This is a genomic window from Clostridium thermobutyricum DSM 4928 (assembly GCF_002050515.1).
GTDB classification, from domain to species: Bacteria; Bacillota; Clostridia; order Clostridiales; family Clostridiaceae; genus Clostridium; species Clostridium thermobutyricum.
This window is the reverse complement of sequence record NZ_LTAY01000048.1, coordinates 178,473-201,466: the sequence shown is the minus strand read 5'-3', so window position 1 is coordinate 201,466 and position 22,994 is coordinate 178,473. Positions and strand designations below refer to the sequence as shown.

At 25.3% G+C, this 22,994-nt stretch carries 19 protein-coding genes and 1 riboswitch; of the genes, 3 read left to right on the top strand and 16 right to left on the bottom strand.

Annotated elements, in window-relative coordinates:
- Window positions 1-143: 143 nt before the first annotated feature.
- The 10 genes from CLTHE_RS10020 to CLTHE_RS09975 form a co-directional block, all read right to left on the bottom strand.
- Window positions 144-1,640: a glycosyltransferase family 39 protein gene (locus CLTHE_RS10020; RefSeq protein ID WP_080023211.1), complete on the bottom strand. Its 1,497-nt coding sequence runs from the start codon at window positions 1,638-1,640 to the stop codon at window positions 144-146.
- A gap of 183 nt (window positions 1,641-1,823) precedes the next feature.
- Window positions 1,824-3,302 carry a glycosyltransferase family 39 protein gene (locus tag CLTHE_RS10015; RefSeq protein WP_080023210.1) on the bottom strand — a complete coding sequence of 493 codons (1,479 nt, stop codon included), beginning with the start codon at window positions 3,300-3,302 and terminating at the stop codon, window positions 1,824-1,826.
- Window positions 3,286-4,242: a glycosyltransferase family 2 protein gene (locus tag CLTHE_RS10010; RefSeq protein ID WP_080023209.1), complete on the bottom strand. Its 957-nt coding sequence runs from the start codon at window positions 4,240-4,242 to the stop codon at window positions 3,286-3,288. The genes CLTHE_RS10015 and CLTHE_RS10010 overlap by 17 nt, the downstream gene beginning before the upstream one ends.
- A gap of 232 nt (window positions 4,243-4,474) precedes the next feature.
- Window positions 4,475-5,230: an ABC transporter ATP-binding protein gene (locus tag CLTHE_RS10005; protein ID WP_080023208.1), complete on the bottom strand. Its 756-nt coding sequence runs from the start codon at window positions 5,228-5,230 to the stop codon at window positions 4,475-4,477.
- Window positions 5,231-5,233: 3 nt separating this feature from the next.
- Complete coding sequence (locus CLTHE_RS10000) at window positions 5,234-6,289, bottom strand: FecCD family ABC transporter permease (protein ID WP_080023207.1); 1,056 nt, start codon at window positions 6,287-6,289, stop codon at window positions 5,234-5,236.
- Window positions 6,290-6,300: 11 nt separating this feature from the next.
- On the bottom strand, window positions 6,301-7,326 hold the full coding sequence (locus CLTHE_RS09995) for an ABC transporter substrate-binding protein (protein ID WP_080023206.1): 1,026 nt from the start codon (window positions 7,324-7,326) through the stop codon (window positions 6,301-6,303).
- Between the two features lie 148 nt (window positions 7,327-7,474).
- Window positions 7,475-7,679, bottom strand: a riboswitch (cobalamin riboswitch).
- A gap of 193 nt (window positions 7,680-7,872) precedes the next feature.
- Complete coding sequence (galE, locus tag CLTHE_RS09990; RefSeq protein WP_080023205.1) at window positions 7,873-8,907, bottom strand: UDP-glucose 4-epimerase GalE; 1,035 nt, start codon at window positions 8,905-8,907, stop codon at window positions 7,873-7,875.
- A gap of 156 nt (window positions 8,908-9,063) precedes the next feature.
- Complete coding sequence (locus tag CLTHE_RS09985; protein WP_080023204.1) at window positions 9,064-10,767, bottom strand: N-acetylmuramoyl-L-alanine amidase; 1,704 nt, start codon at window positions 10,765-10,767, stop codon at window positions 9,064-9,066.
- Between the two features lie 321 nt (window positions 10,768-11,088).
- Window positions 11,089-11,973, bottom strand: coding sequence for an N-acetylmuramoyl-L-alanine amidase (locus CLTHE_RS16740; protein ID WP_158082710.1), 885 nt, complete (start codon window positions 11,971-11,973; stop codon window positions 11,089-11,091).
- A 319-nt stretch (window positions 11,974-12,292) separates the two neighbouring features.
- On the bottom strand, window positions 12,293-12,748 hold the full coding sequence (locus tag CLTHE_RS09975; protein WP_080023203.1) for a GNAT family N-acetyltransferase: 456 nt from the start codon (window positions 12,746-12,748) through the stop codon (window positions 12,293-12,295).
- A gap of 235 nt (window positions 12,749-12,983) precedes the next feature.
- On the opposite strand from CLTHE_RS09975, the gene CLTHE_RS09970 reads away from it, so the two are divergent.
- Both CLTHE_RS09970 and CLTHE_RS09965 read left to right on the top strand, forming a co-directional pair.
- Window positions 12,984-13,409, top strand: a complete 426-nt coding sequence (locus tag CLTHE_RS09970) for a MarR family winged helix-turn-helix transcriptional regulator (RefSeq protein WP_080023202.1) — start codon at window positions 12,984-12,986, stop codon at window positions 13,407-13,409.
- A 326-nt stretch (window positions 13,410-13,735) separates the two neighbouring features.
- Window positions 13,736-14,884: an MFS transporter gene (locus CLTHE_RS09965; RefSeq protein ID WP_080023201.1), complete on the top strand. Its 1,149-nt coding sequence runs from the start codon at window positions 13,736-13,738 to the stop codon at window positions 14,882-14,884.
- 131 nt (window positions 14,885-15,015) lie between these two features.
- Here the strand turns inward: CLTHE_RS09965 and CLTHE_RS09960 are convergent, their stop codons facing one another.
- From CLTHE_RS09960 to CLTHE_RS09950, 3 genes are all read right to left on the bottom strand, one after another.
- Entirely contained in the window at window positions 15,016-16,320 is a 1,305-nt protein-coding gene (locus CLTHE_RS09960; protein WP_080023200.1) for a VTT domain-containing protein, read from the bottom strand.
- A 175-nt stretch (window positions 16,321-16,495) separates the two neighbouring features.
- Window positions 16,496-17,254, bottom strand: a complete 759-nt coding sequence (locus CLTHE_RS09955) for a hypothetical protein (RefSeq protein ID WP_080023199.1) — start codon at window positions 17,252-17,254, stop codon at window positions 16,496-16,498.
- A 254-nt stretch (window positions 17,255-17,508) separates the two neighbouring features.
- Window positions 17,509-18,702: a rhodanese-like domain-containing protein gene (locus tag CLTHE_RS09950; RefSeq protein ID WP_080023198.1), complete on the bottom strand. Its 1,194-nt coding sequence runs from the start codon at window positions 18,700-18,702 to the stop codon at window positions 17,509-17,511.
- Window positions 18,703-18,928: 226 nt separating this feature from the next.
- Between CLTHE_RS09950 and CLTHE_RS09945 the strand changes: the two genes are divergently transcribed.
- Complete coding sequence (locus CLTHE_RS09945; protein ID WP_080023197.1) at window positions 18,929-19,897, top strand: DMT family transporter; 969 nt, start codon at window positions 18,929-18,931, stop codon at window positions 19,895-19,897.
- A gap of 202 nt (window positions 19,898-20,099) precedes the next feature.
- Here the strand turns inward: CLTHE_RS09945 and CLTHE_RS09940 are convergent, their stop codons facing one another.
- From CLTHE_RS09940 to CLTHE_RS09930, 3 genes are read right to left on the bottom strand one after another with little or no spacing between them, the layout of a single operon-like run.
- Window positions 20,100-20,495, bottom strand: coding sequence for a hypothetical protein (locus CLTHE_RS09940; protein WP_080023196.1), 396 nt, complete (start codon window positions 20,493-20,495; stop codon window positions 20,100-20,102).
- Window positions 20,496-20,511: 16 nt separating this feature from the next.
- Complete coding sequence (locus tag CLTHE_RS09935; protein ID WP_080023195.1) at window positions 20,512-21,807, bottom strand: replicative DNA helicase; 1,296 nt, start codon at window positions 21,805-21,807, stop codon at window positions 20,512-20,514.
- Window positions 21,808-21,818: 11 nt separating this feature from the next.
- Window positions 21,819-22,547, bottom strand: coding sequence for a conserved phage C-terminal domain-containing protein (locus tag CLTHE_RS09930; RefSeq protein ID WP_080023194.1), 729 nt, complete (start codon window positions 22,545-22,547; stop codon window positions 21,819-21,821).
- Window positions 22,548-22,994 lie beyond the last annotated feature (447 nt).

Sequence of the window (22,994 nt, the reverse complement as noted above, 5' to 3'; positions counted from 1 at the left end):
TTTATTATACCTTATTATATATAAATTATCTTACAACTAAATTTCAAATTTCATATAAGTATTAATATTTAAATATTTTATGTAAATATAAAAAAATTACTCAAAGGTTAAATTCTTTGAGTAATTTTATAATAAATATTATTCTAATCTTTTTTATCTTCTTTAAAAATTCCTAGCTTCATTATATTATTAAGACCATTACTAGCACTTGCAATCATTATTGGAAGTATACATAGTAAATATCTTGGACAAGCTTCCCATAACATTAAGAATAAGAATATTCCAAATATACATATATTAAATAACATGGCTACATTCCTTTTATCCTTAAACATTCCAAGACTTCCTACTATAATCATTAATAACATAAATCCTTGACCTACTTGAGAGAAAAGTAAAAAGCCTGAATTTTCACTTCCTATTGTATATTTGTATAAAGTGCTTTTACTATGAAGTGAATCATATGAAAGTACATTCGCTGCAAAATATGTTCCGTCTCCCCATGTAAATTCATTTTTAAGAAGTAAATGATTCATTAATCCATCTACACCAAATGCATCTAATCTTTCTTTTATAACCTTTTTATTAAATGCCTCTATTTTTTGTTTATTAGGAACTAAACTTATACTTGCATCAAAATCTTCTTTATTCCAAGCTCCATATCCATTTAACCCCATCATTATCCAATGAGTATATGGAAGTCCTGCTTTATCTAAAGGTCTTGGAATATTTGCTTGACATATTCCTGTTATTAATGAATTTACAATTAAAAAGCTTACTCCTACAAAAGCGTATAATTTTATAATTTTCTTTATGTTTCTAAGTTCAAATATTACAAATATTAATAATGCAATAATACCAATTAAAATATTATTTTTAATTCCAACTCCAATAGCTCCTACTATTCCCATTAAAATTAGATATATCCACTTATTTTCTTTTAAATATTTTCTATATAAAAGATATACTATTGGCAAACATAACATTGTAAAAGTATCAGTATAAAATATTGGTGCATATGCATAAAGAGGTGTTAAAATTAGAAAAAAGAAGCTTGATACTGTTGCTGTTCTTAATCCATATATATTTTTTATTAAAAAATATGTAGCAATTACACTAATTAATATAAGAATTATATTTACTGCTATAGAACCATACAAGAAATTTATATTAAAAATATAAAATACTTTATATATCCAATATAAAACTAAAGCCATAAAAATATTATTTGGATACCAGTCATAATAATATGATGATAAATATTTTCCTCCATGTTGTACTTTATCCATTGCAGTATTATATACAGTACCAAAATCCCATTGTGGCTTTACAATTAATCCAAATCCAAATATAACTAACAATATAAAAAATATAATAATATTGATTATAGATATTATCTTTAAATATCGTTTATCAATTTTTTTAGTTATAAATGCTATTACAAGAAATACAAATAACTCTAATATAATCCCTACTGTAATAGCCCAAGTTGGAAATCCACCATTTGTAAATTGCCCACTTAGTTCTCTGTAATGTGGCTTTAAAACTACAATTGAAGATACAAATATAATTGAAATTATAAATACTATATTAAATATAGTTAATAATAATCCACTTAATTCAAATTTACTATTCTTCATTATTTCTTTTTAAAAATAAAATAAAATTAGCCTAATTAACTATTTTAAATTATTTTTAAAAACACCTCCAAACTTTATATTCAATTTTATTATATATACATCACTTAATTACTAATACTAAATTTTTAAATTAGAAAATTTTACTCTAAGCTTTTTTGGCCTAGAGTAAAACTAACTTAGAATTTATTTTATTACATCAACTTTTTCTTCTTTAAATATACCTAACTTCATCAGATTATTAATACCATTACTAGCACTTGCAAGCATTATTGGAAGTACACATAATAAATATCTTGGACAAGTCTCCCAAATCATTAAAAATACGAATACTCCAAAAATACAAATATTAAACATCATAGCATGATTTTTTCTATCTTTAAATAATCCTATTGACCCTATAATAATAAGTGCTAACATAAATAATTGAGTACCTTGTGAGAATAATAAGAAGTTGTAATTTTTATCTCCAACTACATATTGATACATACGTCCTCTATGTTTTGGTTCCATTTTAAGATAAAATGTCGCGTATTCTGTTCCATCTCCCCAAGTAAATTCATTCTTACGAATTAAGTGATTTACTAAGCCATCAAAACCATATGCATCTAATCTTTCTTTTATAACTTTTTCAGTAAAAATTTTAATATTTTCTTTGTTAGGTCCTGCTTTTAAACATGAAGTTACATCTTCTTGGTTCCATGACCCATCTCCTTTTAGCCCCATCATTATCCAATGAGTATAAGGGAATCCGGCTTGATCTAATTTTATTGGAATATTTGCTTGGCAAATTCCGTTTATTATAGATGTTATTATTAAAAAGCTAACTCCAATTCCAATATAAAATTTTAAAAGTTTCTTTATGTTTCTAAGTTCAAATATTGCAAATATAGCTAATGCAATTATCCCTATACAAATATTGTTTTTAATTCCAACTCCTATAGCACTTAAAACCCCTATTATAATTAGATATTTCCATTTTTCATATTTTAAATACTTTCTATATATTAGATATGCAACAGGTAAGAATATCATAGTTAAAGTATCTGTATAGAATATTGGTGCATATGCATATAATGGAGTTGCTATTAAAAATAAAAAGCTTGAAACTGTAGCTACTCTTAATCCATATATATCTTTTATTAAAAAATATGTTACTACAATACTTGCAAATATTAGAATTATATTTATAGTAATTGATCCATATAAATAGCTTATTGATAACATTCCAAACAGTTTATAAACCCATGACCAAATGGCAGTTACAAAAATATTATTTGGATACATTACATAATAATATTTTGGAAAATACGTAATTTTATTTTGTGCTTTTAAAATTGCGGTATGATATACCTCTCTAAAATCCCAAGTCGGTGTAACAGCTAATACAAATCCAAAAATAATTAGCAATAATAAAAATACACATATATTTATTATAGATAATATCTTTAAAGATTTTTTACTTAATTTTTTAGAAATAAAAATAAATACTAAAAATACTATAAGCTCTACTATTGCCATAATAATAATACTTATTTTATTTAATTCTTTATAATATGGCTTAATTACTCCACATGAAAGAGCAAAAGCTATTGAAACAATAAATATAGCATTAAATATAATAAGTAATATTGAGGCTATATCAATCTTACTTTTCTTGTTCATCTATTCCTCCAAAATTTATCTTATCTTTTATTAAATAAAGAGGTCTTCTCTTGCTCTCATCGTATATTCTTCCAATATATTCTCCTATAATTCCTAATGATATAAGTTGAACTCCTCCAAAGAATACCATAACACACATTAATGATGTCCAACCTAAACTAGTATGGAAGAAAATTTTACTTATTATTGCATATATAAATATTAAGAATGCAATTATTATTGCAAATATTCCAAATCCAGTCATAAGCTTTAATGGTTTTGAAGAGAAAGCTATGATTCCATCACTTGCAAACTTAATCATCTTAGATAAAGGATATTTTGTTTCTCCTGCAAATCTTTCATCACGTGTATATTCTATGTAAGTTTGATTAAATCCTATCCAACTAATCATTCCTCTTATAAATCTGTTATGCTCTGGCATTTGTCTAAATGCTTCTACAACTGATTTATCAATAAGTCTAAAGTCACCTGTGTCTTTTGGAATTTTTACATCAGACATTTTTCCTAAGAAACGATAAAAATATTTAGCTGTTATAAGTTTAAATTTACTTTCACCTTTTCTTTTACCTCTTTTTCCATAAACAACATCAAAGCCTTCCTTCCATTTTTCTAACATTTTAGGAATAAGCTCTGGTGGGTCTTGTAAATCCGCATCAATAATAACTACTGCATCTCCTGAACAATTAAATAATCCAGCAGTTACAGCTGATTGATGTCCAAAATTTCTTGCAAAATTTATAACTTTTACTTTTATATCTTCCCTTGCAATTTCCTTTAGTATATCTAAAGTCTTATCTGTACTTCCATCATTTATAAATATAAGCTCATAATCAATGTTTTCAATATTGTCCATAACACTTTTTAATCTGTTATAGCATTCTTGAGCAACTAATTCTTCAAAATACATAGGAACTACAACGCTAACTAAATCCCTTTTCAAAAGAATTCCTCCTCCAAAATTTTTCTTTTTTACACTTTATTTTAAGTCATAATTATGTATTATATATTAACAAATAAAAATTTACATATATATTTTTTACAAATATATACTTATAAATAAAAAAAACTAAAAATACTTTATTCTACATTTAACTAATATCCAAAATTCATATCTCATATACAGTTATATATTATAAAAGCTTTATCTAGACAAATTCTAGATAAAGCTTTTTTTATTTTTTAAATCTTATATACAAAGACTCTTCATCTTCATATACTTTACATTCAACTTTATAAACTTCCTTTATAAACTCTTTTGTTAATACTTCTTTTGGAGTCCCTTCTTTTATAATCTCTCCATTATTCATAACATAAATATAATCACAGTACATTGCTGCTAAGTTTAAATCATGAAGTGCAACTATAACACTTCCTTTTAATTCTTTTACTATATTTAATATTTGAATTTGATATTGAATATCTAAATGATTTGTTGGCTCATCTAAAATTAAAATATCTACCTCTTGAGCTAAAACTCTAGCTAATAATACTCTTTGCTTTTCTCCACCTGAAAGACTAAAAAAGCTTTTATCTTTTGAATCTAACATTCCTACTTTTTCTAAAGCTTTTAAAGCTATATCTAAATCTTCTTTAGAATCACTTTCAAGAAGCCCTTTATGTGGATTTCTTCCCATTAAAACCATTTGTAATACAGGAATATCAAAAGCTACATTATTAAATTGACCAAGCACTCCAACTCTTTTAGAAAATTCTTTAATGGAAATATCATTTAAATCTTTTCCATTAATTAAAACTTTTCCTGACTTTATTTTATTAGTTCTATATATACCTTTAAGTAATGTAGATTTTCCACTTCCATTTGGCCCAATTATTCCAACAAATTTTCCTTTTTCTAATTTTAGGCTAGCATTAGATACTATAGTTTTTTTATTTAATTCTATCGAAACGTCAATAGCTTCTATTTCCATAATCTATGCACCTCCAAAAGAATAGGATTTTTTAATTAAAATATACATGAAAAATGGTGCTCCTATAATTGAAGTTATAATTCCTATAGGAAGTTCCATAGAAGTTAATAAACTTCTTGCAACAATATCAGAAAGCATTAAGAAAATTCCACCTATAAGCATTGCACAAGGAGTATTTATCTTATGATTTGTTCCAACAAGACTTCTAGTAATGTGAGGTATAACAAGTCCAACAAATCCAATTATTCCACAAGATGCTACCATTATTCCTGTTAAAAAAGCAGTTAATAAAAGATAAATTTTTCTATATTTATTTAAGTCAACTCCAAGAGTTATAGCTGATTCATCTCCTAAAAGCATTATGTTTAATATTCTTGATTGAGTTAAGAAAAATCCTCCAATTAAAATTACACTTATTAAAGGAAGAGTTATATTTTTAAGTGTTGCTCCTGCTAAGCTTCCCATAGTCCAATCTGAAATACTTCTAACTGCCCCATTATCATTAGACATATATATCATAAGACTTGAAAAAGCAGTACAAATAAAATTAACTACAACTCCTGATAAAACAAGTTTTACAGGAGTCATTCTTCCTCCAATAGTTGATATTTTAAATACAACTATTGAAGAAAGTAATGCCCCAATAAAAGCTGCTACAGATATTGAAAGACTTATACTACTTGAAGAAAAATAAACAGAAAAAACTAAAACAGAAAAAGTTGCCCCTAAAGTTCCTCCTGAAGATATTCCTAAAATATAAGGGTCTGCTAGTGGATTTTGTACAGTAGCTTGCATAACAACTCCACAAAGAGCAAGTCCTATTCCAACAACTGCTCCTAAAATAACTCTTGGAAATCTTATTTGCCATATTATATCTACAGTAGACTGCTTGATATGAGGTGATAAACTTAAATTAAATAATTTATTTCCAAGTATTTCATAAATATCACGAAAAGATATTTTTAAAGAACCCATAGACATTGAAAATAAAGAGACTAATATAAGAATACCTATAAGTATAATAAATATTATTTTTCCTTTTAAATCTTTTAATATCATGCTATCACCTTTTATTTATATAAATTAGGATATAATTCTTTAGCAAAACGTTGAATTGTAGGAACTGTTCTTACTCCTCCAGCCCAAGTTTCTGTAAGTCCTGCTAAAATTATATCTTTATTTTTTACAGCAGTTACTGTTTGAAGAGCTTTATTATCTAAAAATACATTTTTAAGTGAATTATCTGAATCAGTTTGACCTTTTCCATAATGAATAAGAATAATTGCATCTGGATTATATTTAATAATATCTTCTGCACTTATACTACAAGGCTTAGTAATTGGATCAACTCCACCAGCTAAAGTTACCATATCTCCAACTAAATCTGTTGTAGCATATGCTCTATACATTCCATTTTCAGGTGCTTCAAGAATTAAAACTTTTTTCTTTTCCTTTAATGTATCAGTTTTATCTTGAATAGCTTTTAAATCTGCTTTTAAATTATCTACATAGTTAGTAGTTTCTTTTTGAATATTAAATATTTTTCCTAAGTTTTCTACATCTATAAAGAAATTATTCACAGTATATGGTCTAGCTACTTTAGCAGTATCTCTTTGAACATAACAATTTACTCCACGTTCATTCCATGATTCTATACTTCCTAAAGCCTTTGGTGCAAAAGCTGTGCTCCATCCAAAAATAAAATCTGGATTTACTCCTAAAGCTTGTTCTTTTGTTGGATATTTGTCAGAAAGAACTTTAAGCTTTGAATATTCATCTTTTAAACTAGGTAATATTGGATTATCAAGATATGCTGTCCCAACAATTTTATCTCCTAATCCAAGTTTTAATAAAAGTTCAGTTGCAGTTTGATTTGTTGTTATAACTCTTGAAGGTGCTTTATCAAAAGTTTCTTTTATAACTTTTCCATCATAACTATAAGTATCAATTGTTACAGGATATCCCTTTTCTTTAGTAACTGTTTCTGTTTGTGTTGTATTTTTTACATCTTTTTTATCTTTACATGCTACAAAAACTCCAATAATACAAGTTAAAATAACAACTAAAGATATAATCTTAATCCATTTGTTTTTCATTATTAAACTCCCTTAAACTCTTTAAAATAAAATTAATAAAAATAAAAAAACTCTTAACTATACACTAGTTAAAGAGTTCACTAAAAATGCCTTAATCTATTAAATTAAAGCTTCTTTAATTACACCTCCCTATACTCCGTAGTGATAATGTGTTTAAAAAATTTAGGCAGGTCTTCTGGCTTAAGAGTCATAGTATTTTCTAAACCTTCCCATCTTTAAGACAGTGGCATAATTATAGAAAAACTCATCTATTACAGCGGCGGGACCGCGTGGGATTTACACCCAAACTTCCCTTTTAATTTATAAGAAAATCTAATAAAAATTCTTATAAAACCTAAATTAGTCTAATTTTCATCCTTTAAAGCCTAACATTTAAAATAAATAGTGTCAACAAACTGGGTATTTATTTTTTTATATCATAATTTTAATTTACTATTTATTTTAAAGGTACTATTAATAAAATTATTTATAGGTATAAAAAGATGAGATTTTTAATTTGATAATCTCACCTTTTTATTAAAGCTATATTATTTTTATATAATTCTTTTAAACTAATACCTCATCTTCTATTAAAGATTTTAGTCCAGTGCATTGCCATCTCCAGAAATCTTCACACATTTTATCTATCTCGTATTTTGCTTCCCATCCTAGCTCTTCTTTTGCCAATTTAGGATCTGCATAACATGTCCCTATATCTCCTGATCTTCTTTCTACAATCTTATAATTTATTTTTTTATTAGCTGCTTTTTCAAATGCTTTTATAACTTGTAAAACTGAATATCCATTTCCTGTTCCAAGATTATAAATTTTTAATCCGCATTTTTCTTCTATTTTATTTAAAGCTTTAACATGTCCACTTGCTAAATCAACTACATGTATATAATCTCTTACTCCGGTTCCATCAATTGTCTTATAATCATCTCCAAAAACACTTATATATTCAAGCTCTCCAGCAGCCACTTTAGAAATATATGGCATAAGATTATTAGGAATTCCATTTGGCATCTCACCAATTAATCCACTTTTATGTGCTCCAACTGGATTAAAATATCTTAAAAGTACAACATTCCATGAGTTATCACTTTTATATACATCAGTTAAAATCTCTTCCATCATACTTTTAGTTTTTCCATAAGGATTCGTTGGTGTCATAAGAGGTGTTTTTTCAGATACAGGCATAACTTTTGCTTCTCCATATACAGTTGCAGAAGAACTAAAGATAATATTTTTAACGTCATATCTCTTCATAGCTCTAAGTAAATTCACAGTACCATTAATATTATTATTATAATATTCTAAAGGCATTTTAACAGAATCACCAACAGATTTATATGCTGCAAAATGAATTACAGTATCTATATTTTCCCCTTCAAAAATTTTATTTAAAATAGAGTTATCTAATATATCTCCTTCATAAAATTTTATTTTTTTCCCACTTAATATTTCAATTCTGTCTTTTATTCTTATATCACTATTAGATAAATTATCTAATATAACAACATTATAATCTTTTTCTAACAATTCAATAGTAGTATGACTTCCAATATAACCAATACCACCAGTAACTAAAATATTTCTCATAAATTTTCCCCCTAAAACTCAATACCCAAAATCATTTTAACATATTTTAGTAATAACTTTAATATTATGTTAAAATAAGACTTTTATTTTAATATAAAGATGTTATTTTTTAATATTAAATTTTAGTTTTATAAAGTCTACTTCTAAGTTGATTAATTATTTTTTAACTATTCTAATTTCTAAGCCTTCCATTCTTAATCCTTTGCCCATAGTTCCTGCCATAGCTCCGTTTTTAACCCAAGGTTGCCATGCATAATCTGCTCCATGTGCTCTATACTCTATATCATATAATTCTGAACCTGGTCCAGTAAGTTCAATCTTTATTGCTTCCATTCTTCTTCCTTCTCCAGTTGTTCCTGAAAGCTCTCCATTCTTTTTCCATTCTCTCCATCCATTATCATATGCAGAATGTGTTGAATATCTAATTCCCATTCCAGCTGGTGCATTTTTTAAATTTATTTTTATTCCTTCTAATCTTCTCCATTGACCAGTTGTTCCTGCTAATTGTCCATCTCTCTTAGATTTTTGCCAAGCATAATCTTGTCCATGTCCAGTATATTCAACTCCAATAGCATTGCTAGATTCAAGTTTTATTTCTATTGCTTCTATTCTTCTAGCTTCTCCCATAGTTCCTGCTGTTTCTCCATTTTTAACCCATGGCATCCATCCATAATCTGCAACATGAACTCTATATTTTATATCATAATTTTTAGCCATTTTTCCTGTTAATTTTATTTGGATAGCTTCCATTCTTCTTTCTTCTCCAGTTGTTCCTGAAAGCTCTCCATCAGATTTCCAGCTTCTCCATCCATTATCATATGCAGAATGAGTTCTATAAGTAATTCCTAAATCTTGTGGAGCATTTTCTAAATTTATTTTTATTCCTTCCATTCTTCTCCACTGACCAGTTGTTCCTGCTAATTGTCCATCATAAACTGGATTTTGCCAAGCATAGTCTTGTCCATGTGCTTGATATTTAACTTTTAAATCACTTTCAACTATTGGTCTAGTATTTGGCTCCTCTACTGGTGGTGTTGGTTGAGGCTCCACTGGTTTTTCTACAGGCTTTAATATTTCATTTTTTATATAATCAAAAGGATAATTTTTTCCTGGGCAATCAGTTGGATTAACATCCTTATGTTTTAAAATCGTATTTATATTATATTTTTCAGTTAAATATTTTCCTAAGTTTATTACACTTTTCTTTTGTGCTTCAGGCATATTTTCTACATCATATTTACCTTCTACTGCAATTCCAATACTCTCTGCATTAACTCCTTTTGCATGAGCTCCTACTGCATTTTCAGGTCTTCCTCTATAAACTTTACCATCTTTAGTTACATAAAAATGATATCCTATGCCTGTCCACCCATTACTTAAATGCCAATTGTGTATATCAGTAACTGGAATAGTACTTCCTGGTCTTGATGCTTCAATATGATGCATTACTAATTTTTTAGGTTTATTAGTTAAATCAAGTTCTCCATTCCAATTAAAATTAGTTTCTATTATATTAAGTGAATCATTTACTTTTACTGTTTTTTGTTCATTTGATGAATATAATTGAGGCCCATTTGAATATTTTTCTTTATTATTTAAAAAATCATCTAAAGATATTTTTAAACTTTCATCATCTAATTCATTTTGTGAAACATTTCCTTCAATCTTTTTAAATTCATTTGATTCTTCAGCCTTAGAATCTTCTTTATTAGAATTTTCATCATTTCTATCATCAACACTTTGTGATAATTCAGTTTTATTTGAAGTAGTATTATTTAAATTTAATCCAGTAGCAAAAACAGAAGTAGCATTAAAACTTAAAACACATCCAATACAAATTAAAATTTTTAATCTTTTCATATTATTTTCTCCAATCTTTTATTTAAAAAGTTAATAATAAATTTTATAAATTTCATTTTTCTCTCATCTTATGTTCATTATTGTAACATATTTTTAATTATTCTGTAAAATTTTTCACATTCTTTTTCTCATAAAATAAATCAAATTAACTATTTTTTCTAAAAATAATCCAAATTTACATATTAAAAAAATAAAAAAGATGTAGTAAAAAACTACATCCTATAAATTTTTTTCAATTATTCCTTATGAAATTTGTTAATTTTATTTTTAATAAATAATTTTTAAAATTTAATTTTTTCTATATTTTTTTATTAATATATTTTACAAATCTAATAGTTTTGCCCAAGTGTTTTTTCCAACTATACCATCTTTATTTAAACCTTTAGATTTTTGAAAATTAATAACTGCATTTTTAGTTCCAGCTCCAAATGAACCATCACTACCAAGTAATCCACATGAAAATCCTAAACTAATTAATCTATTTTGAAGTATTTTAACTATTTTTCCTGTACTTCCTTTTTTTAAAATAATACATTCAGCTAAAGTTTTAGGGCCAGCAATTCCATCAACTTCTAATTTAGCCCCATAATTTATATTTAATTCTTTTTGTAAATCAACTATCCAATTATTCTTTGGCTTTATTGGACTTGAAGGTGCATTTGGAATTGAAGATACATTTTTCCCTGCTAAACCTTCTGCTATCTTTTTACCTATCTCATCATATCCAATCTTTTTATAAAGCTCAACATCTTTAGTTGCTTCTACAAAACAAACTTCAATAATCATAGCTTTCATATTGGTTCTTTTAAGCTCACTAAGTTCACTTCTTTGTTTAACGCCTCTATTTTTAAATCCAAGACTTACTATTTTTTTTAATACAGAATTTGCTTCATAATTTGCCTTAGATGTATCATGAACAAGAACTTCGGTACCTATTTCTCCATCATAAGTAGTATAAGCTTTATTGAAATGTATGCTTATAAACATATCTACATTTGCATTATTAGCTTTATCTATCCCATAAGCTAAATCAGAACTTACAGTATTATGAGTATCTTTAGAAGTTACATCTAAAACTTCATGTCCTAATGCTCTTAAATATTTAATTACAGAATCTTTTACTTTTCTATCCTCTGTAGTTTCATCAATTATTCCTCTTGCCCCTGGAACACTAAAATTGTGTCCTCCTCTTACTGCAAACTTCATTATTATCACCTCGTAAATTTATTCTCTACTATACATATATTCAATACTGATATTTTTTGATAAGAAAATATATAAGTTTAATAATAAATTTCTCTTTTTATCTAAAATCACAAAGTAATAATATTTCTACTTATTAAAAATTTTAATTAATTTATCCTTAAATGATAAATAATTTATATTTAAATAAACTTTATCTATATTTTTTTATATAAAAATAGGGCTTGGAAATCCGGCGAAAGACAAACCAAGCCCTGTAGTAAGCACTTACGTACCAACTGCTCATTTAGAATATCATCATTAACTTTATAAGTCAAACATTTTATTTAATTTCCATATGTGTAACTTGTACAACTTTTCCATCAACTTCTCTTGGAAATTCATTTGTTTTAACAAAACCTAGACTTTCATATAATCTTTTAGCTAATAAATTTTCACTAAATAAATCTAAGCTTATTTTTTCTACATCTTTTATAGTCTTTTTTATTTCATTAATACCAAATGTAAGAAGTTTTTTACCAATTCCCTTTCCTGTAAAATTTCTCTTTATGTATAAAAGCGAAACTTCTGGAGAGTTTAAACATATAAAACCTGCAATTTCTCCATCAACATCTACAACAAAATTTCTTCCATTATTAAATTTTTTAAATTTAATATCATCTTTAGTAAAATCAATTATATTATTAATTCCACAAGTATTAACTTCTCTCATTCTTCCATCCATATATAACTCTTCAATTTCTTTAAAATCCTCATCTTTATAATCTCTTATAATCATAAAAACTCTCTCCTCTCATCTTTTGTTATAAAAATGCTATTAATTTAATTATATCTAAGAGAGGAAAAATATTATTTAAATTCTTATTACAGAAACCTTAAAAATAATTAATATTATTTTATATGAATTTTAATTAATTTATTTATGAATACCATTTAATTTGATATATCTCTTAATTGTTTTATAATATTTATATAATGCAACTATTTAACTTACAGAAAGGAGAGATAGTTTTATGAGCAATATTTATGAAGAAAGTTTTGGAAACATGGTATATAAAGCAAGAGTTTTAATGAGGCTTAAGCTTCAAAAAAAACTTAAAGACTATGATGTTACTGCTGAACAATGGAACGTTCTTAGCCATATTTATTCTAAAGAAGGTTTTAATCAAAAAGAGTTAGCTGAAAGATGCTTAAAAGATAGAGCTGCTCTTACTAGAATATTAGATTTATTAGAAAAAAAAGAACTTATAAAAAGAGAAAGCTCACCTATAGATAGAAGAGAATATCTTGTTTATTTAACTGAAAAAGGCAAGTCTACATATAACGAAATTTTACCAGTAATAAATGAAAATACAAAAGAAAATTTAGCTAATTTTTCAGAAGAAGAAATAGTTGATTTTAAAAATTTACTAAATAAATTACTAAATAATTTATCATAAAAGATAGATTAAATACACTTAAAGACAGCTTATTCCCTAAGTAAAGTATTTATTATTAAATGTTTTACTTAGGGATTTTTTTTATTCTTTTAAAAATATAATTTTTTATTTTAAACCTATATATATAGATTTTATTTTCACTTAAAATTTTATCTTTATATACCAGTTTAAAGATAAATATTCCCTTTATTAGAATTATTTTATTATAAAAAAATATAGAATTATATCAATAATTGATATATCAATTATTGATATATCATTTATAAAGTGGTATACTAATTCTTGTCGATTTTTTCGAAATTTATAAATTAATAGGAGGAATATTTATGACAAATAATTCAAATAAAAAAGCTAGAGCTAAATACATAACAATTTTTGCTACATTTTTAGCTTTTATGGGAATTGGAGTAGTTGATCCTTTATTACCAACTATCGCTAAAAGCATTGGAGCAAATTCATGGCAAATAGAAATGCTTTTTACAGCATACATATTTACAATGGCAATCATGATGATACCATCTGGAATTATATCAACTAAATTAGGTAATAAAAAAATGATGGTAATTGGACTTGCAATAGTAACTATATTCTCATTTTTATGTTCAGTTTCAGGTGGAATAAATGAACTTTCAATTTTCCGTGCTGGATGGGGACTTGGAAACGCATTTTTCTTTGCAACTGCAATGGTATTATTAATTTCTTTTAGTGACGAGCCAAGCAGTGCAATTGGAATGTATGAAGCTGCTATTGGTCTTGGAATGGCTGGAGGTCCTTTACTTGGAGGAATCTTAGGAAACTATTCTTGGAGATTACCATTTATGGCTACATGCTTATTTATACTTATTGCATTTTTACTTGTAACATTTTTAGTTTATGAACCAGAAAATAAAAAAGAAAGAAAAGTAGCTGGAATATCAGATTTAATAAAACTAATAAAATTAAAAAGATTTTTAAAAGTAGCAATTGGCGCTATGTGCTATTATTATGGATTCTTTGTAATACTAGCATATACTCCACTTGTTCTTAAAATCCCAACAATAGTTCTTGGACTTGTATTCTGTGGTTGGGGATTAATGCTTGCTTATGGTTCTGCAATTCTTTCACATACTTTAGAAAAGAAATATGAAGTTTCAAAAATATTACCATATAGCTTAATTATTTTTATAATTCTTATGTTAGGCCTTTTCTTTATAGATAACTTATATATAAGAATTGTAATTGTTATTATAAGTGGACTAGTTTCTGGATTAAACAATGCATTATTCACAACTTATGCAATGGCATCTTCTCCATATGGAAGAGATATAACATCTGGTGCTTATAACTTTGTAAGATGGCTTGGTGCAGCTATTGCTCCAATTTTATCAGGAATTATAAGTGGATTATGTAATAGTAGCACTCCATTTATTATTGCAAGTGTTATTATATTCTTAGGATTAATTTCAATTAAAATAAAAGTAAAAGATGTAGCTTAATTGCTACATCTTTTATTTTTATATACTTCATATTACAAACTATATTTTAATTTAATATCTTTTTTATTATAACCTTTACTAAATTATTTATAAAAAAAGATGCAACTAATGTTGCATCTTCTCATAAAATTTTATTCAAATATCTCTTTTTCATTTTTCTTTAAATTTGGAATTACATTAGTAACTTCAAGTAATATAATATTTAATGTTAACCAAACAGCACCTAAAGAATATCCAGCTAATACTGAGCTTAAATCATTTTTGAAAAATAAATTAGTTAATCCAGTTGCACAGCTTATAACTAAAAATATAATAACTATCGCCTTTTTAACAATATTATTATTTATATGTTTAATTAATATATATCCTGTAAAGCCATATATTATTATTACAGTAAAACATCTTCCATCTAATAGATTTCTCAATATCTCTATATTAGAGCTTAATATATTAACTATATAATTTAATATAAATTTTATAAAAAATCCTCCACATACTGTCAGTATAAGATATTTTATTTCCACACTTTTAAGAGTAGATTTATATAAAATAAACATTATTAAAAGTAATGGAATTAATATATACATAAAGTCAGAGGTTAATATATTTAAAAATTTAAATATAGAACTGAAAATAGGATATCTAATAAATATTTTCTCTATTAGATAATATGTAATTTCATTAAATAGAGCAAAATTATTATTTAAAAGACCTTGCACTATATTTATAAAAGCATCTATACAAACTATGCAAACTATAGTTGTTATTAATACAAATATTCTTAAGCTTTCAAGTGATTTAAATACATTGGCCAAAAATAATATAATTTTTGTTATAAACTCAAAAATCTTTTTCCTATATATTTTTATTATATAAAATAATAAAATTAATACAGTAATTAATATTGCACCTGTAACTAAATATTTTAATAAATATTTGTGAAATTGACTCCAATTACTTCCCAATGCATCTCCTATACATAAAAAAGTAAGTGACCAAAATCCAGCTCCTAAATATCCTCCTATAGCATACTTTTTAAAATTCATTGAAGACATTCCTGAAAAATATCCTATAACATGTTTTAATCCTGGAATAAAACATATAAATACAATTAAAGCCAAACCATATTTATTTAATAGATTTGAAACTTTTTCTATTTTATCTGGTCCAAAGTGAAATTTAGAACCATGTTTATAAAAAAAGGTTGAACCTAATTTGTTTCCTATTAAATATGAAGAAGTAAGACCTGAAATTACTCCAAAGGTTGCAGAGATAAATAAAAGTATAAAATTAAGTTTTCCTTTAAATACCAAAAATCCACAATAAACCATTAGAATTTCTCCAGGCAAAAAAGGTACACCCATTAACTCTACAGTTAATAATGCATATACCAATATATATCCATATTGAGGTATCAAATTTAAAATATAATTCATATTATCTACTTCCCTTATAAAAATTTATCTCTTGTTATATTATAAATCATTTCTTTATGATTATTATTAAATTAATATTATACTTTATTTATTATATATTTTTAATTTAAAAATTAAAACAACTAAAAAAATCGATAACTATTGCTATCGATTTTTTCATAGAATTTACAATTGTTTATGAGATTTGATAAATATATTTCTTTAGTAAATATACTGCTCTATCTCTTGTCATTTGTCCTTGTTCGCCAATATCTTTTCCATTTTTAGAATTTATCCATTCAACTTCTTGTTTTGTTAGATTTTTCATTTGACTTTCAGGTAAATTTGCTTTTAAATCTCCCCATACACTATTTAGAACATCATTCCAATCATTATAATAAGAAGTTTCTAATTTTGTAGTTTCTGGTCCTGGCCCTGGAGTTATTAAACCATATTTATTATGTCCATATTTATCTAGTAAATTTGATTCCATCTCTTGATATTTTCCAGATAAAGCCTTAAGACGTTTCTTATATGCTTCGTCATTATTATTGCTGTTATTATTTGAAGATGTATTATTATTATTTATTGATTTATTTGTTTGATTTGTATTTGTTTGATTATTTGATGATTCACTCTTTTGAGTATTTGATGATTTACTACTTTTATTATTTAATTGTGTAACATTTTTGCTATTTGATGATACATTTTTTTGATTACTATCTTCCTTAGAAGATGTACTATTTTGATTGCTAGTTTCCTTACTTGAATAATTTTTATTATCTTTTTCTGTTGTATTCTTATTTGTATTAACCTCATTAGTGTAATCTTGTGATTTATTTGAAGTATTATTTACTTCACTTTTACCTGCTTCATAAGAATATACACCATATCCTATAATGCAAATAACTATTACAACTATAACTGAAACAATTATTCCTCTCTTTTTTTTCATTTTTTCTATCCCCCTAAAAAAAGATGTAGTTATTCACCACACCTTTTTAATGTTAAAAGTTTAATTCCAGTTGCATTATAGCATATATAAAAAATCAGTATGCTATCTAATAATATGGATATTTTTATATTATATTGTTCATTTTAAATATGTTTTAGTCCAATATGAAATAAATAAAAATAATATTAAATCCAATCCATTATATATAAAAATTAACTATATTTTACACTTTATATATTTAATTATAGAAAATATTATCCCTTTTCAATTGGATTTCTTTCATCACTACTCCATCCAATCCATCCATCACTATATACCCCAATGTTTTCATATCCTAAAACTTTCGCATAAAAATAAACTTCACTTGCTCTCCATCCACTTCCACACATAAATACTAGCTTTTTACTTAAATCTATTTCTCTCCATAAATGTTCTATATCTTCCTTAGCTTTCATAGTTCCATCTATATTTCTATAATAATCTAAGCTATTTGCTCCAAAAAATCCTGCATAACCAAATTTTGCTTTAGGTATTCTTGCCGCTTTATCATGATAAGAATATCCTGATATTTCTCCTGTAAATTCTTCAAAGGTTCTATTATCTACTAATGTAAACTCTTCTTTTTCTAAGTTTTCTTTAACTTCCTCTGTAGTTATAATAATTTCTTTTTTATTAGGAATTTGAACTCCAAAGTCTAAATTATTTTTCTCTTCTTTTAATTCATAGTCTTCTGTTTTTAAATATTCTTCTATTGATATATTTTTTTCTTTACTTAATGGATAACCCATTTTTTCAAAATATTCTAAGCCACCATTTAAAACCATAACATTTTCTATTCCCATATATTCAAATATTAATGCAACCCTAAAAGCTGCCATTTGGTCCCATGCACTAATAACTACTTTATCTTTACAATGAAGTCCATATTTTTTAGAAACTTCCTCTAAAATTTCTTTATTTGCAATTCTCCAAAGTGGAGGTGGTTCAAGCTCATCAGTATCAATATATACACTATTTTTTATGTGTCCTTTTCTTGAAGTAGATTCTTCACTTCCAAAACCTACATGAAATATTTTTAAATCTTTATTTTCTATAATAAATTCTGGAGGTACTAAAAGATTATAATTTTTATAGTATTCAACTAAATCTTTATCATCTAAAGTTAATTCTCTCATATCAAAATAATCAAGTTTTTTTACTTCTTTAAACATTTCAAACCCTTTTATAAGTTCTTCATCTTTAGAATAACAAAGAATAACAGTGTTCTCGTCTTCTATTAATAAACTTTCTTTATCTATCCAATTAGCTGAAATATTTAAGGCTCCTTTTATATGTCCTTCTAATAATTCTCCATTTAATTTCCATCCATTAAAAGAATTGCTATCTCTTAAATCAATAATAGTACATTTTGAATTTTCTAATACTTTTCTTAATTCTTTTCTATCCATTCTTTAATCCTTCTATTTAAATTTGATACTTTTTAATTTTACTACACATAAAAATAAAAACTAATTTCAAAGCTTATTTTTACATTTTAGTACTATTTTTTAACTAAATATACATGTATTTTTATTTAATACAATTTCTTTTTTGTAAAATAAATTGATTTTTTATGTAATTCTAAATTTATTTTATTAAAATGGAGTAGGTATTTTTACACAAGGAGATTTTATAATGAATAAAAATAATAATTTAGCCCTACTTGGTAATGGTGCTGGATTAATTTCTGGTATCACTTGGGCAATGAACACAGTTTTAATAGGAATTGCACTTACTTTAAATCCGCTTGGAAGTCCTTATATGGCATTCTTTGCACCTTTTTTAAGCAATTTCTTAAATGATGTATTTGTTTGTTTTTGGACTTTTATAACATTAGTTATAAGAGGTAAGATAAAACAAATTATACCTAGCTTTTTTAGTAGAAATGGAGCAATATTAGTAATTGCAGGAATACTTGGAGGTCCTCTTGGAATGTTATTTTATATTCTAGGAGTTAAATATTCTGGAGCTGCTTATGCTTCAATAATTTCTTCAACATATCCTGTTTTAGGTGCTATAATTGCTAGAATATTTTTAAAAGAAAAACTTCCTATGAAAACTTATTTAGGACTTATATTAATAATTTTTGCTGTAATTTATATAGGTTATAAACCTGGAAGTCTTTCAATTCATCATCCTAACATGGCTCTTGGACTTGTTTTCTCATTCTTATCAGCTTTAGGATGGGGAATTCAAGGAGTATTTTTATCATGGGGTATGAAAAAAGAAACTATAGCTCAACATATGGCTCTTTTAATAACTGTTACTTCATCTTTAATTATAGATTTAGTAATAATACTTCCAGTTGTGGGAGCAATTAAATATGTTATTCCAGTTATATTCTCACACTCTGGAGCTGTTGCATTTTTAGCAGCTTCTATAGGAGCATTTTCAACTTGGATTTACTATGTATCAGTACACAAAATAGGTCCTTCAAGAGCCATGGGACTTAATATAACTTACGGTGTTTGGGCTGTTTTCTTACAAGTTATATTCATGCATAATCATTTAAATGCTAGATTATTAATAGCTAGTATAATAATTGTAATTGGAGTTTTATTAGGTTCTGCAAGAAAAAAAGAACTTGCTACTTCACTTGCATAAAAAAATTATATATAAAAAGAGCTACAAAGAATAAGTTAGAAAATTCTACTTACATGTAGCTCTTTTTATTTTAATATTATAATTATTTATTTTTATAAATATCTAAAATCATATTTTCAGAAATTCAAGTATTAGCATGCTCTCTTAATTATTCAATTAAATAATTTTTTCTCATTTCTCCCTTCCTATACTCACTTTATATTTAATAATATTCTTCTTTATTCCATGAATATCCTTTTATAAAATATGATAAATCTCTCTTATAATTTTTATCTTCAATTTTTTCTAAAGCTTTACCTCTTCTATATAAAGTTTTATTTGTACCTTTTTTATAATTAACATATTCTAAAAATTCTTTATCAATAAGCTTTTTAATTCTTTTTCTAATAGAATTTTTCAAATTTATTTTTAATATAGGATTATCTTCTATAATTAAATCTGTTCTTATCCAATAAAAATCTTTTCCATTTATAATACGCTTTCTTAAAATGCCTGAATCCATAAAATCAAGCATGTATCTTAATATATGCACATCTTTTATATCTAAACCACTTTTAATCAAAGCCTCTTGATAAAATCCTTCTATTTTCTTATACATATGCACCTCCATAAAATTATGCTATTTTTTGATATTCAGGATAAAAATCTAATTTTATAGTTCCTGTTTTACCATTTCTATTTTTTCCTACTATAAGTTCTAGCTTGTCCTCTTTTAATTTTTTATCATAATATTTTTCTCTATAAGTAAAAATAACAACATCTGCATCTTGTTCTATATTTCCACTATCTCTTAAATCTGATAGCATAGGTCTTTTGTCAATTCTTCCTTCTACTGCTCTTGATAATTGGCAAAGAAGAACAATATTTATATTAAGTTCTTTAGCAAGAAGCTTTAATCCTCTTGTTATTTCTCCAACTGCATTAGTTCTAGTATCTTTTAAATCAATATCCATAAGACCTAAATAATCTATTATAAGAACATCAAGTCCTTTTGTTTGTTTCATAGTTTTTGCTTTTGCACTTATAGATAAAAGAGATTGTTTGCTTCCAAAGTCTATAAAAGCATTTCCTCTTTTTATCAATTTTTGATATTCATCAATAAGAATCATAAATTGTTCTTCAGATAACTTTCCACTTTGAAGAAGTTTATTTTCTATATTTAATCTTGAAGAAAAAAGCCTCATAGAAATAGTTTCTTCTCCCATTTCTAGTTCATGTAAAAGAACTTTATAATTATTATCAGAAAGCCTATCTAAAAGATTTAAAGCAAAAACAGTTTTACCCATGCTAGGTCTTCCTGCTACAATAACAAGCTCGCCCTTTTTAAGTCCATTTAAATTTTCATCAAGAGATTTATATCCAGTTCTCATTCCTTGAATATCTCCACCATTTACATATCTCTTTTCAATTTCTTCTAAACCTTTAAACAAATATTCTTCTGGAGATAAAGTTTTATCATTAGACTTAAAGCTTTTTGAAAGGCCTTTATAAATTCCTTCCTTTATAATATCATTACTAAGTTCACCATTTTCTATAGCATTAACAGCTCTACAAAGTAAATTCTTTAAATATCTTTTTTCACTATATCCTTTTACAAGTCTTAAACAAGATTTTAAATCTACATTATATGATTTTTCAGCTACATTACTAAAGACCTGTAAACTAGAAATATAATTAACTCCTCCAATTTCTAAAACATCTTTTTTTCCAATTGCTTCAGTTAAATTAATTTCATTTATTCTTTTACCTTCTGCATAAATTTCTTTCATTTTACTAAAAAGAACCTTATGCTTCTTATCATAAAAATCAAATTCATTTATAACATCTATACATTTTGGAAAGTTACTATCATCAATTAAAATATTACCTAAAATCTCTTTTTCAGCATCTAAATTAAACATATCTATCATAAAATCACCTCTTAAAACTCATCAAAAGCTTCATAATCAGGAGTTAAAATTTCATGATTTTCTTTTTGATTTAAATATTCCTCAAAATTTTGTTTCTTAAAAAGAGTTGAAGGTCTTAAATATTTTTCATAAGGAGTTTTAGCCCACTCTTTATATTTTTTATCAATAACACACTTAAAGTCATTAATGCTAAAACCTTCATCAATAAGAGTAGTTATATAAGTTATAGTTCCATTACTACTACTTTTATAATTAGCACCAATCTTAAAATTCAAATAATCAACTACCTCTTTAATAGAATTTTCATCAATATTATCTAGTGAAACCTTATTTCTAGGTGGAAACTCTTTCTTATTAAATTTATTTCCTTTTAAATTTTTATTTTTTCTATCTTTAGAATAACCTCCATTAAAAATACAAAGCTCCTTAGTAAGATTTGTAATATTATAAAAAGTATACTTTCCACCACTAAAGTAAAGCTTGTATTTTAAATATCCCTTCTCAACTAAAACTTTAAGTCTTCTCCTTATAGAATCCTTAGTTTTTAAATCAATAACAGGATAAGTTTCCAAAATAGCACTCATCTTAACCCAATAAAAAACTTCCCCATCAATCTCTTTCTTTAAAAGCCATTTATCATTAATTCCATCAACAATAAACCTAAGTAAAACCAAATCTTTAAGCTCAAGATTATCCTCCATAGCCTTCTTTTGATCAAATCCTAAAATAATTTTTCTCATAAAATTCACTCCCCTAAATTATAATTTTTATAAAATAAATCTCTAAAACAATCCCCTAAAGCACATAAAAACAAAATACAAAGCTTACAACATAAGCAACAACTCAAAAAAACAATACAAATAGTTTAAAAATCACTAACCAAAGTGCTTTTAGGAGTGCTTCTAATAAATAAGTATTACGAGAAATGAATTTTGGATAAAAAAATTTAGATTTTTTTTGAAAAAATTTTTTATTATTTTTTTTAATTAATTATTTTTTATTTGATAGGGTAAAATTAGCGGAGAGTTATGATTGATTTAATTTTTTGAGAAAAAATTTTCATATAAATTATGTTTAATATATAAATATTATTCTATATTTTTATTAATTCATTATATTTATAAAAAAACAATTTCTAATTATAATATATTTTTTAATTTTAGATAGTAATATAAAAATAGTCTAAA